Annotated in this window: 5 protein-coding genes; all 5 read right to left on the bottom strand. The window is 71.8% G+C overall.

The window, feature by feature from the left end; genetic code table 11:
* Positions 1 to 28: 28 nt before the first annotated feature.
* The 5 genes from QZV97_RS06740 to QZV97_RS06760 are packed head-to-tail and all read right to left on the bottom strand — an operon-like array spanning position 29 to position 14,523.
* Positions 29 to 1,030 (bottom strand): glycosyltransferase family 2 protein, encoded by a 1,002-nt coding sequence (locus QZV97_RS06740; RefSeq protein WP_295640438.1) that lies wholly within the window; start codon positions 1,028 to 1,030, stop codon positions 29 to 31.
* 5 nt (positions 1,031 to 1,035) lie between these two features.
* Complete coding sequence (locus tag QZV97_RS06745) at positions 1,036 to 2,043, bottom strand: glycosyltransferase family 2 protein (protein ID WP_295640440.1); 1,008 nt, start codon at positions 2,041 to 2,043, stop codon at positions 1,036 to 1,038.
* Positions 2,044 to 2,061: 18 nt separating this feature from the next.
* Positions 2,062 to 3,297 (bottom strand): crotonyl-CoA carboxylase/reductase, encoded by a 1,236-nt coding sequence (gene ccrA / locus QZV97_RS06750; RefSeq protein ID WP_295640442.1) that lies wholly within the window; start codon positions 3,295 to 3,297, stop codon positions 2,062 to 2,064.
* A 5-nt stretch (positions 3,298 to 3,302) separates the two neighbouring features.
* Positions 3,303 to 9,782, bottom strand: coding sequence for a type I polyketide synthase (locus QZV97_RS06755; protein ID WP_295640444.1), 6,480 nt, complete (start codon positions 9,780 to 9,782; stop codon positions 3,303 to 3,305).
* 34 nt (positions 9,783 to 9,816) lie between these two features.
* Entirely contained in the window at positions 9,817 to 14,523 is a 4,707-nt protein-coding gene (locus QZV97_RS06760; RefSeq protein WP_295640446.1) for a MupA/Atu3671 family FMN-dependent luciferase-like monooxygenase, read from the bottom strand.
* Positions 14,524 to 14,642 lie beyond the last annotated feature (119 nt).

Genomic DNA, 14,642 nt, shown 5'->3' on the forward strand with positions numbered 1-14,642 from the left:
TCCGGGGCCGGCCCCCTTGATCAAGGGCTCAGCCGATGCCCTGCAAACGTGCATTGCTAGGCATCGTCGTGTGAAAGAGTGCGGAATGGCGCAGGAAGTCCCGCAGGTAGTGGGGTGGCGACGCCGCGGGCTTGCGCTGGATCGCGGCGCGGATCCGCCACACGACGAAGGCCGCCATCCAGACCAGATCGGTCGCCGCCGCGTAGGGCCAGCCGTGGTGCTTGATCCAGTAGCGGCGGCGCGACTCGAACCAGTAGTCGGGCCGGCGGTTCTGCATCGCCTGCTCCCCGGTCACGCCGGTGCTCTGGCCGGCGATGTGCATGACGCGGCTCTGGGGCACGTACCAGCACTCCCAGCCGGCCTGCGCGGCGCGCAGGCAGAAGTCGGTCTCCTCGAAGTAGAGGAAGTAGCCCTCGTCCATCAGCCCCACCTGGCGGAACACGTCCGCACGCACCAGCATGCTGGAGCCCGGCAGCCAGTCGACGCGCTCGACGTCGTCTCCCATGCGCATCAGGACCGTGTGCTTCTTCAGCAGCGCGCCGACGAAGCCCAGGCGCAGGCCGCTGGCCAGTTCGCTCCAGATCGACGGGAAGCGGAAGGCGTGTGGCCAGAGCTTGCCGTCGGCCTCCTCGAAGCTGCTGCCGGCAATGCCGGCCCGCGGATGGGCGTCGAGGAAGTCGACCAGCACGCGCAGCGCGCCCGGCCGCACTTCGGTGTCCGGGTTGAGCAGCCAGAAGGCGTGCGGAGGCGACCCGCTCGCCATGGCCGGCCGGATGCCGCAGTTGTTGCCGTAGGAGAAGCCGCCGTTGACCGGTGCCCGGTGCAGGCGGGCCCAGCCGGACCAGCCCTCGGCCGCGATCGCGGCGGCGATCACGTCGGCCGAGTCGTCGTCCGAACAGTTGTCGACCACCAGCACCTGGGTGCCCGGGCAGTCGCGGACCTCGACCGCCAGCGAGCGCAGGCTCTTCACCACCAGACCCCCGGTCCGGTAATTGACGATCACCACCAGCACGGGCGCCGGACCGGCCATCGTCGTCAGGCCTCGGCCCGCCGCAGCGGCCGCTCCGCAGGTTCGCGCCGGAACAGCGCGCTGTGGCGGATCAGGTCACCCAGGAAATGCGGCGGCGTCGGCCGCGCCTTGCGCGCCAGCCAGTGTCGCAGGCGCCCGAGCGGGAAGCCGACGATGACCAGCAGGTCGGTCAGCGCCGCGTAGAGGCGGCCGTGGTGTCGCACGAAGTAGCGCCGGCGCGACTCGAACCAGTAGGCCGGCAGGCGCCGGGGTGCCTGGTTGCGCACCGTGACGCCGCTGGTCTGGCCCACCAGATGCACGACCCGGGCGGCCGGCACGTGCCAGCATTCCCAACCCGCCTGCTGCGCGCGCTTCAGGTAGTCGGTTTCCTCGAAGTAGAGGAAATAGCCCTCGTCCATCGGGCCGATCTGCTCGACCACCGCGCGGCGGAACAGCACGAAGGCGCCGGAGACCCAGTCGACCTGGAGCGGCTGCTCGGGAATGCCCAGCCGCGTCAGGTGGCGCGCGAACAGGCGGTCCAGCAGGCCGATGCCCAGGTGACCGAGCACCTCGTTGATCGCGTTGGGAAAACGAAAGCAGCAGACCTGCGGCCGCGCATCCGGATCCTCGCTGCGGCCGCCAGCCATGCCGACTTCAGGCCGGGCCGCGACGAAATCCACCAGCGTGCGCAAGGCACCGGGGCGCACCAGCGTATCGGGGTTCAGCAGCAGCAGGTAGCCGGCCGGCTGCGCGTCGGCCAGCATCGCGCGGATCGCAATGTTGTTGCCGGCGGCGAAGCCCAGGTTGCCGGGAGCGCGCAGCAGCGTGGCCCAGGCCCCCCAGCCGTGGTCGGCGATCGCCTGCGCGACCCGGTCGGCCGCACCGTCCGGCGAGGCGTTGTCGACGACGATCACGCGCGAGCCGGGCACCGACGCCAGCTCGGGCTCGATCGAGCGCAGGCAGTCGATCGTCAGGTCGGCGCCCTTGTAGGCGACGATGGAGATGACGATGCGGCGATCCTCGCTCGCGTTCATGGTCCGGCCGGCCCCGCGTCAGTCGGGCGCGTTCACGCGGATCGCCAGGTTGCCCGGCGGGTGCGTGTTCTGGTGCAGCAGCTGGTGGGCGGTGCCGACCTGGTCGAAGGCGAACACGCGCGCCAGCGCCGGGTCGACCTGGCCCGCGATGACCATGTCGTTGAGCGCACGGCACTGCTCGGTGTTCGCGAAGTGGGAGCCCTGCAGGCGCTTCTGGCGCATCCACAGGTAGCGCAGGTCGACGTCGGCGTTGTAGCCGGTGGTGCCGGCGCAGATCACGACCATGCCGGCGTTGTCGCACACCAGGATCGAGGTCGGGATGGTCGACTCGCCCGGGTGCTCGAGCACGATGCGCGGCCCCTGGCGCGAGCCCAGGACCTCGGACCACTTCTTGCGAAAGGCATTGGCTCCCTGCATCCACAGCGCGTAGCTTTCGGCGTCCGCCGTGTCGGGCAGGCGGCCCCAGTGCGTGAAGGCCGGGTCGGTGCGGTCGATCACGCCGTGGGCGCCGAGGCGCAGGCAGTGCTCGATGCGCTCCTTCGAGGACACCACCGCGACCGGGATGCCGCCCTTGGCCTTGACGATCTGGATCGCCATCGAGCCCAGTCCCCCCGAGCCGCCCCAGATCAGCACCGGGTCGCCCGGCTTCACCGTGTGCGGCTCCCAGCCCATCAGCTGGCGGTAGGCGGTCGCACCGACCAGCATGTAGGCGGCCGCGGCCTCCCACGACAGCTGCTTCGGCTTGGGATGGCACTGGTAGTCGTCGACCAGCGTGAACTGCGCGAACGAGCCCCAGTTCTCCTCGTAGCCCCAGATCTTGGCGCTGGTCGAGGTGATCGGGTCGGCACCGGCCTTGATGTCGGGCGCGTTCTCGTCCCACATCGCGCAGGACAGCACGACCTCGTCGCCGACACGCGCCCGCGCGCCCGGGCCGACGGCCCAGACGACGCCCGATGCGTCCGAACCGCCGATGTGGAAGGCCGGCTCCGCGGCGTCGCGCTTGCGCCGGCTGGCGATCACGTCGACCGGCTGGCCGAGCGCCGCCCACACGTTGTTGTAGTTGATGCCGGCGGCCATCACCCACACCAGCACCTGGCCGGGACCGGGCTTCGGCACGTCGATCACCTCGACCTTGAAGGCGTCCTTCGGCTGGCCGTAGCGTTCGCTGCGGATGACGCTGGCGTACATCTGCCGCGGCACCTCGCCCAGCGGCGGCATCTCTCCCAGCTCGTACAGCGACTTGATGTCAGGCATGGCCCTCACTCCTTACCGAGACCGTCGATGACCCGCCGCAGCGAGGACACCAGCACCCGCACGTTCGGCTCCAGGACCATGTTGTCGTGGTTGCCGGGAACCTCGAACACCTGCAGCCGTTCGGCATAGGGCGTCCAGAAGTTGTCCTCGCGGACGTAGTTGCGGTACGAATCCACCTGCCGCCCGCCGCTGAGGCGGAACTTCACGTCGAGCTTGGGCCGGAACACCGCCACGCGCACCGGCGCCGGCTGCACCTTGTAGCGGACGAGGCCGCGGATGAAGGCGTCGCCGATGCGCTTGGACTGGAAGTTCGCCGCCTGGTTGTCGGCGGCCGCGGCGGGCTCGGCCCGGCGACGGCGCTTCTCCTGTTCCCACTCGATGCGGTCGACGATCTTCTGCCGCACGAAACCCAGTCCCTCGCGCCGCGCACTCTGCGTCAGCATCGACAGCTTGTCGCCGACGCTGAAGCGCGGGATCTCGCGCGCCGGCGTGTCCAGCATCAGCACGGCCTGCACCTGCTCGCCGCGGGCGATCAGCTGGCGCGCCATCTCGTAGGCGATCAGGCCGCCGCCCGAGAAGCCGCCCAGCAGGTACGGCCCCTGCGGCTGCACCTGCACGACCTCGGCGAGGTAGTCGGCTGCCGCCTCCTCGAAGCTCTCGTGCGGGGCGGCGTCGCCGTACAGGCCGCGCGCCTGCAGCGCATAGAAGGGCCGCTCCTCGCCCAGCAGGTGCGCCAGGTGACTGAGGTTGAGCACATTGCCGAACATGCCCGCCACGACGAACAGCGGCGTGCGGCCGGCCACCGGCCCGGCATGCATCGGCACGACGTGGCGGTAGCGCAGCGCTGCCGGCGCCGCGTGACCGTTCGCGCCGTTCGCACCCGCGGCCGCCGGCGCGGCATCGCTGCCGGCCGTCGCTGCGTCGTAGGGCCCGCCGCGCACCAGCGTCGCCAGGCCTTCGATGGTCGGCGACTGCATCAGCACCGACATCGGCAGGTCGACCTTGAACTTGTCGCCGACCTCGTTGAACAGCCGCACCGCGATCAGCGAGTGCCCGCCCAGGTCGAAGAAGCTGTCGCGGATGCCGACGCCCTCGACGCCGAGCAGCTTGCCCCACAGCTCGGCCAGCGTCTTCTCGACGGCATCGCGCGGCGGCTCGAAGTCGCTGTCGAGTTCGGGCCGCGAGAAGCGCGCGGCGTCCGATCCGCCGGCGGCAGCGCGGCTCAGGCCCTCGGCCTGCGCGATCAGGTCGTCGATGCGCATCGAGCTGACGATCAGCTCGGCCGGCATGTCGCCGTCCAGCAGCTGCGCCAGCGCCTGCAGGCCTTCGGCCGGCGCGATGCCCTGGCTGACGTTGTGGTGCAGTGCCTGCTCGCCCGGCGACAGCGGCTTGGTACGCGCTGCGGCGACCTCGCCGGCGGCGTCGGTCGCGGCCGGTGCCGTCCCGGCGCGCGGTGCGTGCCAGGGCCCGTCGAGGCGCCGCAGGGTCAGCTGTTCGACCTCGACCAGCACGCGCCCCTGCGCATCGACGAGGCTCACGTCGAAGGCGGCGAAGTCGCTGCGCACCGACGAGCCTTCGCCGGCCAGGCGGATCCAGCTGTAGACCTCCGCCTCGATCGGCGCGTGGAAGCGCAGGCCGCGGTAGGAGATCGGCGCCCACAGGTTCTGCGCGACGTCCTGGCCGGCATAGCCCGGGATCAGGTCCATCGCACAGCCGGTGGCGATGTCGAGCACGCCAGGGTGCAGGCCGTGCGTCGCGAGGTCGGACTCGAAATCGGCCGGCAGCTGCAGGCGCGCCAGCGCCTCGCGCTCGCCGAGTTGCAGGCGCTTGAGCACGCGCCAGCGCGGCCCGAAGCGCAGGTGCGCCTCCTGGCGCGTGCGCAGGCTGCTCGATCCGGCGGCAGTGGTGGTCGCGACCGTGCAGCGGGCTTCGATGGCCGACAGCGTCAGCGGCGCCGGCGCACGGCCCTGCAGCGGCAGGATGCGCGCGCTGGCGCAGCGTTCGAAGCCGTCGCCCTGGGCGGCCAGCAGTTCGACGTCCCAGCGCTGCTCGTCGCCGCGCAGGCCGAGGCGGAAGTTCCGGTCGGCGCCGTCGGCCACGAACAGCGGCGACTCGAACACGAGGTTGCTCAGCTGCCAGGCGCCGGTGCTGCCGATCTCGGTAAGCGCAGCGCGGATCAGCTCCAGGTAGCCGGTGCCGGGCAGCAGCGCTTCGCCGCTGCCGAGCCGGTGCTCGTCGATGACCCAGTCGCGCTGCGCCGACAGCGTGCCGGTCAGCAGGTGGCGCTGCGCCAGGCCGTCGCGCGAGACGTAGCGCCGGTCGAAGTGCGGGCTCGCGACCGGCAGCGCCTCGGCCAGCGCGATGCCGGCGTCGGCGGGCGCCGGCTCGGGCTCGGCGCCCAGGCGACCGACCATGCCGACGTCCTTCCAGATGCCCCAGGCCACCGCGGTGACCGGGTAGCGGCGCTGGCCGCGACAGGACTCGGCGAAGGCGTTGACGAAGGCGCTGGCACCGACGTAGTCGACCTGGCCGGCCGGCGCGATGTAGGTGCTGGTCGACGAGAACAGCAGCATGAAGTCCAGGGCCGAGTCGCGGAAGATCTCGTCGAGGATCAGGCTGCCGTAGACCTTGGCCGAGAACACGTCCTCGATGTCGCGCGCGCTCTTCATCGGGATCAGGCCGTCGCGGATCACGCCGGCGGCGTGGAAGACGCCGTGGACCGTGCCGAAGGCGCTGCGCGCCTGGGCCACGGCCTCGGCCATGCTGTCGGCCACCGCCACGTCGGCGGACAGCGGCAGCACCGTCGCACCCAGGCCCTCGAGCTCGCGCACCTTGACGATGGCGCGGGCGATCGAGTCGTCCGCCTTGTGGCGCGCCAGCCAGTCGTCCCAGTCGCTGCGTTGCGGCAGCGGGGTGCGGCCGATCAGCACCAGCCTGGCCTTCTGCTCGCGGGCCAGCCACTCCGCGATCAGGCCGCCGATGCCGCCCAGGCCGCCGGTGATCAGGTAGGTGCCGCCCTGGCGCAGCCGCGGCTTCGACGCGGCCGGCGACGGTCGCGCCGGCGCCAGGTGGCGCTGCCAGCGCACGCCGCCGCGCCACGCGATGACGCGCGTGCCGGGCTCGGCGAACAGCTCGCCGCCGACATCGCCCAGCACGCGGGCCACGTCGGCATCGGCCGGCGGCGCGCGGCGGCCGTTGCCCGACGCGGTGCCGATGTCGATGTCGACGAAGGCGCAGCTGAGGTTGGGGAACTCGCGCGGAATGACCGCGCAGGGGCCGAGCGCCGTCGCCTTGTCGGGGAACGGCAGGGCCTCGTCGCCGACGCGCTGGGCGCCGTTGGCCAGCACCGTGAGGTGCAGGCGCTGGTCGGTGAGGCCGGCCTTGCCGAGGGCGCGCGCCAGGTGGAACAGCGAATAGAAGCCGTGCTCCTGGTTGCGATGCAGGAAGGTCGAGCCCGGCCGGAACGCGCGGTCCAGCGTGACGAGCCAGGTGTGCAGCACGCGGTCGGGCACGATCTGACGCTCGGCCAGGGCCTCGAGGAGTTCGGGGTAGCCCGCGCCGCCGGCCTCGGCCGCCAGCGTGTAGGTCGAATCGTCGACCGGGGCGAAGGTGTCGCCCGGCAGCACGGCGATGACGCGGTGTCCGGCCTCGCGCAGACGCGCCAGCAGACCCTGCCCGAGCGCGTCGCGCCCGACGAAGGCGAGCCAGGTGTGCGCGTCCTCGGAACTGTCGAGGATGCCCTGCTGCACCCAGCGCGGCTTGCGGAACCAGTCGCGCAGCTCGGGCTGCTTCAGCGGCCGTTGCGTGTCGGCCTGGGCCGGGCTGCTGCCGGCGCCCGGGTCGATCCAGTAGCGCGCGTGCTGGAAGGCGTAGGTCGGCAGCGGCAGGCGCCGGCGGCCCTTGCCCCACAGGCGCTGGGTGTCGAAGTCGATGCCCAGCGCCCACAGCCGGCCCATCACGGTGCGGAAGTAGACGTCGTCCGGCGTCGCATCCTGCGGGTGGCGCATCGACGAGAGCACGCGCTGCCCCGGTGCCCGCGTGTTCTGCCGCACGAAGGAGCCCAGCATGTTGCCCGGCCCGACCTCGAGGAACACCAGGTCGTCGGACTCGAGCAGCGTGTCCACGCCGTCGGCGAACAGGATCGCGTGGCGGAAGTGCTGGACCCAGTACTCGGGGTCGCGCGCCTGGGCCGGCTCCAGCCACTTGCCGGTGTGGTTGGAGACGATCCGCAGCTTGGGCTCGTGGAGCTGGATGCCCTGCAGGTAGGCGCGAAAGCGCGGCAGGATCACATCGAGCAGCCGCGAATGGCCGGCCACCAGGACCTTGACGCGCTGGGTGTCGACGCCATCGGCCTTGAGCCGCTCGGCCAGCGCGTCCAGCGCCTCCGGCGGACCGGAGGCCACCGACAGCTGCGGGCTGTTGGCCGAGGCCAGGTCGAGCGCGTCGCCGAGCAGCGGCCGCAGCTCGGCCGCAGGCATCGGCACGCTGACCATGCCGCCGGGCGCCGTCTGCTCGACCAGCTGGCCGCGCAGCAGCAGCAGGCCCAGCGCATCCTCGAACGAGAAGACGCCGGCGACGAAGGCCGCCGTGTTCTCGCCCATGCTGTGGCCGATCACGACCTCGGGCTTGACGCCGTAGTGCTCCCAGAGCTTGGTCAGCGCGACCTCGACCAGGAAGGTCAGCGGCAGCTGGGCCGACGGCCGGCCGATCCGGTCGACCAGGTCCGGTGCCGGCTCGCCGGCCGGCAGCAGCACCGGGGCCAGGTCGGCGCCGAAGCGGTTCTTCAGGATCGCGAGGCCCTTGTCGACCCACTCGCGGAACACCGGCTCGCGCTCGTACAGGCCGCGGCCCATCTGCACGTACTGCGCGCCGCCGCCGGGGAACATGAAGGCCAGCCGCGGCCGCTCGAGCTCCTGCGTGTGAGTGAAGACGCGGCGAGCGTCGCCCTCTTCCAGCAGCGCGATCGCCTCGGCCGCGTTGGCCGCCGCCAGCACGCGCTTGTGCTCGAAGCCGCGACGCCCCACCTTGAGGGTCCAGGCCACGTCGGCCAGCTCGGCCTGGGGATGCGCGCGCAGCCAGCCGGCCAGGCGCCTGCCGTATTCGTCGAGCGACTTGCGGTTGCGGGCCGACAGCAGCAGCAGCTGGGCCGAGCCGTCGGCCTTGGCCGCCGGCGCGGCAGGCGCCTCCTGCAGCACGACGAAGGCGTTGGTGCCGCCGACGCCCAGCGAGTTGACGCCGGCGCGCCGCGGCCCGTCGCCGCGCTGCCAGTCGGCGAGCTGGTTCGCGACCACGAAGGGGCTGCCCTCGAAGCCGATGCGCGGATTGGGCGCCTCGAAGTTCAGCGAGGGCGGGATCTGGCGGTTCTCGAGCGCGAGCGAGGCCTTGATCAGGCTGGCCACGCCGGCCGCGGTGTCGAGGTGGCCGATGTTGGTCTTGACCGAGCCGACCTTGCAGAAGCCGACGCGGTCGCTCGAGGTGCGGAAGGCCTGGGTCAGCGCCGCGATCTCGATCGGGTCGCCGACCGGCGTGGCCGTGCCGTGGCACTCGATGTAGCTCAGCGAGTCGGCGTCGATGTCCGCGACCGCCAGCGCCTCGGCGACGCACGCGGCCTGGCCGTCGACGCTGGGCGCGAGGTAGCCGACCTTGCGCGAGCCGTCGTTGTTGACCGCGCTGCCCTTGATGACCGCGTGGACGTGGTCGCCGTCGCGCAGCGCGTCGGCCAGCCGCCGCAGCACGACGACGCCGGCGCCGCTGCCGAACACCGTGCCCTTGGAGCGGTGGTCGAAGGTGCGGCAGTGGCCGTCGGGCGACAGCACCTCGCCTTCCTTGTAGTGGTAGCCGACGCCGTGCGGGAACTCGATCGTCACGCCACCGGCCAGCGCCATGTCGCACTCGCCGGACAGCAGGCTCTGCACCGCCATGTGCGTGGCCACCAGCGAGGTCGAGCAGGCGGTCTGCACGTTGACGCTCGGGCCTTGCAGGTTGAAGGCGTAGGAGACACGCGTCGCGAGGAAGTCCTTGTCGTTGCCGGTGTGGCGCAGCAGGAAGAGCCCGACGTTGTCGATCAGGTCCGGGTTGGTCAGCAGGTTGAAGGTGAAGTAGGCCCCCATGCCGCAACCGGCGAACAGGCCGATCGAGCCGTCGAAGCTCTCGGGCGTGTGGCCGGCGCGTTCGAGCGCCTCCCAGCAGACCTCGTAGAAGTGGCGGTGCTGGGGATCGAGGATGCCGGCTTCCTTGGGCGAGAAGCCGAAGAACTCGGGATCGAACTGGTCCAGGTCCTGCAGCGGGATGCCGGCCTTCACGTAGTGCGGGTCGGCCAGCGTCGAGCGCGACACGCCCTTGGCCAGCAGTTCCTCGTCGGTGTAGGTCCGGACGGACTCGTGCCCGGCCTTCAGGTTCGCCCAGTACTGGTCGGCATCGTTCGCATCGGGCACCCGGATCGCCATCCCGACGATGGCGATGTCACTGTCGTTCGTATCAGTCAACGCGCAAGTCCTCGAGTTCTTCCTGGAAGCGGGCTCAGGCGTCCTGGCCCGAGGTCACCGCCGGACGCCCGGCCTGGCGCCGCTGCATCGCCGCGCGACGGCCCTGGGCCCGCGCCTTGCCCGCCTGCGCCGCAGCGTCCTCCTCGCCTTCGCCGCCGAGGTACTGGCTCAGGCTCTGGATCGTCGGGAAGCGGAAGATGTCGGTGATCGACAGCTCGCGCTGCAACGCCTCCTTGAGGCGCCGGTGGGTCTGCACGGCCAGCAGCGAGTGACCGCCGAGATCGAAGAAGTTGTCGCGCGTGCCGACCTGGGGCAGCTTGAGGACGTCCTTCCAGATCGAGGCGATGGTCTCCTCGAGGTCGCCGGCAGGCGCGCTGTAGGCCACTTCGGCCACGGGCGCGCGCGCGACGTCGGGCGCGGGCAGCGCCTTGCGGTCGATCTTGCCGTTGGGCGTCTGCGGCAGGGCGGGCAGCACGACGAAGTGCGCCGGCAGCATGAAGTCGGGCAGGTGCTCGCGCAGGTGCTCGCGCAGCGCCGACGCCCCGGGCGCCTCGCCGGCGGCCACCAGGTAGGCGACCAGCCGCGTGTCGCCGGGCACGTCCTCGCGGGCCACGACCACCGCCTCGCGCACGGCCTCGTGGCCGAGCAGCGCCGACTCGATCTCGCCGAGCTCGATGCGGTAGCCGCGCACCTTGACCTGGTGGTCCAGGCGGCCGAGGAACTCGACCGTGCCGTCGGCGCGCAGCCGCGCCAGGTCGCCGGTGCGGTAGACACGCCCGCCCGCCGCGCCCTGGAAGGGATGCGGCACGAAGCGCTCGGCCGTCAGTTCGGCGCGGTGCAGGTAGCCGCGCACGACGCCGGCCCCGCCGATCACCAGTTCGCCCGGCACGCCCACCGGGAGCGGCTGCTGGCGGCGGTCGAGGATGTAGATCGCCTGGTTGGCCAGCGGCCGGCCCAGCGGCACGGTGGCCTCGACGGTGTCGAGCGTGTGCACGGCCGACCAGATCGTGGTCTCGGTCGGGCCGTACATGTTCATCAGCTTGCCGCCGGACATCAGCCCGGTCAGTTCGCGCGCCAGCGACGCCGGCAGCGCCTCGCCGCCGACCATCATGCGCTGCAGCTTCGCCAGGCCGGGCCTGGCCGCGTCGTCCATCAGCAGCATGCGCGCCATCGACGGGGTGCACTGCAGGTGGGTGACGGCATGGCGCTGCAGCAACTGCGGCAGCGTGTGCTCGTGCGAGGCCGTGCGCGGCGGCAAGGACAGGCGGCGCAGCTCGTTCAGGTAGGGCAGGTGCTCGAGCACGCTGTCCGAGTCGACGCCGAAGTCGATCAGGCAGGCGACGTCGTCGACGCCGATGGCCTTGATCGCATCGACCATCGCGAGACAGCTTTCCGGCGTGCCGAACAGGCCCGAGGTCTCGTAGTAGCGCTCGAAGGAATGCTCGAGCAGCGCGTCCATTTCCTCCCTGGACAGCGTCTGCAGGTCGATGCCGCCCATCGCGTCGCGGTTCTTGAAGGCCGGGAACGACCACGCGTACTGCTTGACGAGGTTGAGCGAGGTGCGCAGGTACTCGATCAGCGGCTGCTTCACCTTGGCGCGCACGGCCGCCGGGTCCGGGCCGACGAAGCTGTGCAGCATCAGCGAGACATAGCCCTCACCCTCGTGGCCGGCTTCCTTGCGCGCGGCGCGGTAGGCGGCGAGCTTGTCCTTGAGCTCCTCGACGGTCTGGCCCAGCAGGTGGGTCAGCACGTTGGCGCCGATGCGACCGGCCGCGGCGAAGGTCTCGGGATTGCCGGCCGAGGTGACCCAGTAGGGCAGTTCCTTCTGCACCGGCCGCGGCAGGATGTGCGTCTCGACCGGCTTGCCGAGCGGGCCGTCGAAAGGCAGCGTCTCGCCGCGCCAGAGGCGGCGCACCACCTCGATGTTGCGCAGCATCACGTTCTTGTTGTCGGCGTAGTTCTCGGGCTTGAGGACGAAGTCGTTGGGCTGCCAGCCCGACGCGAAGGAGATGCCGACCCGGCCGCCGGAGATGTTGTCCACGACCGACCATTCTTCGGCCACGCGCAGCGGGTGGTGCAGCGGCAGCACGACGCTGCCGGCACGGATCTGCACGCGCTCGGTGACGGCCGCGATGGCGGCGCCGGTCACGGCCGGGTTCGGGTACAGGCCGCCGAAGGCATGGAAGTGGCGCTCGGGTGTCCACACGGCAGCGAAGCCGTGCTGGTCGCCGTACTTCGCGCCTTCGAGCAGCAGCTTGTACTTGTTGCGCTGCTCGCCGTCCGGGGCCTCGGCCTCGTCGGCCGAGAAGTAGAACAGGCTGAAGTCCAGCGGCCGGTGCGCCGCCGGGCCGCGCGCCGGGCCGGCCGTCGAACGGTCCTCGTCCGAGGACATCACGACATGGAAGCCGCGGGTCAGCGTCCAGCAGAGCTCGAGCACCGAGATGTCGAAGCTGAGGCTGGTGACGGCCAGCCAGGTCCCGGCCGCGTCGCTGCCGAGATGCCGGTCCATGCCGCCGAAGAAGTTGACGACGTTGCGGTGCTCGACCATCACGCCCTTGGGCTTGCCGGTCGAACCCGAGGTGTAGATCACATAGGCCAGGTGCCGCGGCTCGGCGCCGCCGTCGAAGGGCTCGGCCGACTCGGAGGCGATGGACGGCCAGTCGCTGTCCAGGCACAGGACCTTGGCGCGATGCTTCGGCAGGTCGCCGCGCAGGCGCTCCAGCGTCAGCAGGACCGGGACCTTGGCGTCCTCGACCATGTAGGCGATGCGGTCGCGCGGATAGGTCGGGTCGAGCGGCACGTAGGCGCCGCCGGCCTTCTGGATCGCCAGCAGGCCCACCATCAGCTCGACCGAGCGCTCGCACATCAGGCCGACCAGCACGTCGGGGCCGACGCCCATCGCCGCGAGGCGGCGCGCGAGCTGGTTGGCGCGGGCGTTCAGCTCGGCATAGCCGAGCGAGCGGCCTTCGCAGGTGACCGCCGTGCGCTCGGGCGTGCGCGCGGCCTGCTCCTCGACCAGGCGGTGCACGCAGGCGTCGGTGCGAACCGGCGCGGTCGTGTCGTTCCACTCGACCAGCACCTGGTGCAAGGCCGCGGTGCCGAGCAGCGGCAGTTCGGCGAGCGGGCGCTTCGGGTCGGCATCCGCGGCGGCGACGAACTGCGCGAACTGCTCCTGCAGCGCCGCGACATGCCCGCGCGACAGCCTGCTGGCGTCGAACAGCCAGCGGCTGGCGCCGCCGTTGGACGCGAAGGCGACCGTCAGCTCGCTGCCCGGCTGCGCCGTCGCGTCGTCCAGGCGATCGACCACGACGGCGGCCACCGGCAGCACGCGCGGGTCGCGCACGGCAGCGGCGGTGCGCAGCTCGGGCACGCGGGCCACGAGGTCGGTCGCGAAGCTGCCGCGGCGGCGGATCTCCGCCTGCTCGGCACGCACGGCGTCGCACAGCGCCTCGAAGGGCAGGGCGAAGTCGATCGTCACGCGCAGCGGCACCTGCGGTGCGAACCACGCGGACCACCGACCGACCCGCGCGCGCAGCGCCGGATCGGCGTAGCCCAGGTCGAAACCGTCCTTGTCGCCGAGCCGGGCCAGCAGCCCCGCCAGACCGGCGACCAGCGCCGTCGTGCGATCGGGTCCCGCAACGCCGGGCGCCGACGGCGGTGCCGCATCGAGCGACAGATAGTTCGCCGGCGCAGGCGGTGCGCTGCGGTCGATGGTGGGCAGCTCCACCGTCTCCTGCGTCTCGAGACGGCGCAGCCAGTAGCCCTCGTGCGCACAAACGGCGGCGTTGAGCTCGCTCAGTCCGGCGATCTGGGCGGCATCGAGCACATCGAAGGCACCGCCGGCGTGCAGGCCGAAGCGCGATGCCGCCTCGGCGGGCGACAGCGGCTTGCCGTCGAGCGCGTCGAAGCGCTGCAGCAGCACGTCCTGGTCCTGCGTCGCGACCGTCACGCCGCTGCCGTCGACCGCCACGATGCGGCCGGGCGCCGCGCCCGAGCGCGTGTCCTGCACCTGCAGCGCGGTCACCAGGATCGGCTGGCCGCCCAGCGAGGTCTTCGGCGCACCGATCGGGTTGGCGTAGTTGCCGAAGTCGAGCGCGCGCACCAGCGTGGCGACGCGATCGGCCGGCTGGTCCCACGGCAGGGCGCAGGCGGCCGCCGGGCGGTCCTTGCGGCCGTAGTAGTGCGTGGGGGCACCAGGCTGCGGCTGCCCGGTCAGGTCGCCGCGACCCAGGCCCGCGATCAGCTCCTCGAAGCCCTCGATCGCGGCCTCGTAGCACTTGGTATTGAGCGTCAGCGCGGTCTCGCCGTCGGCGATGTCGAAGCGCCGCTGCGCCAGGATGTCGCCGCGGTCGACCTCGGCGGTCATCAGGTGCCAGGTGATGCCGTGCTGGCGCTCTCCGCCCAGCAGGGCCCAGACCGGCGTGTTGAGGCCGGCGTAGTCGGGCAGCGGGCCGTCGTGGAAATTGATCGCGGCGCGGGTCGGCAGCGCGATCACCGCGTCCGGCAGCACCGACAGGTTGGTGACGCTGAAGACGTAGTCGAGCGGCTGAAGGTCGCGGGCCGCGACCAGCCCCGCGGCATCGCGCAGCACGCGGATGCCGCGCTCACCGGCCCAGCGCCGGATCGCCGGCCGTGCGGTGACGACGGCCACGACCTGGTGGCCGGCCTGCTCCAGCAGCTCGGCGCACTGGATCAGCAAGGACTCGGAACCGATGAGTACGCAGCGCCAAGGGGTCGTCATGGGACTCTGGATGAAGGTCGGCAGGGTTCGGCGGTGAGGAGTGCGGGCTGTCGCACCGTGGGGTGCCAGCGACCCGATCGCGGCAGCTTCCGGATCGGCACGCCCTCCTTGCTTTGCAT

It is taken from the genome of uncultured Methylibium sp., from assembly GCF_902826655.1.
In the GTDB taxonomy this organism is placed as follows: Bacteria; Pseudomonadota; Gammaproteobacteria; order Burkholderiales; family Burkholderiaceae_C; genus Methylibium.

Bases quoted from the DNA above. Each gene is read 5' to 3' on its own strand.
- ccrA (WP_295640442.1), bottom strand. From the start codon at position 3,297: ATGCCTGACATCAAGTCGCTGTACGAGCTGGGAGAGATGCCGCCGCTG.
- QZV97_RS06760 (WP_295640446.1), bottom strand. From the start codon at position 14,523: ATGACGACCCCTTGGCGCTGCGTACTCATCGGTTCCGAGTCCTTGCTG.
- QZV97_RS06740 (WP_295640438.1), bottom strand. From the start codon at position 1,030: ATGGCCGGTCCGGCGCCCGTGCTGGTGGTGATCGTCAATTACCGGACC.
- QZV97_RS06745 (WP_295640440.1), bottom strand. From the start codon at position 2,043: ATGAACGCGAGCGAGGATCGCCGCATCGTCATCTCCATCGTCGCCTAC.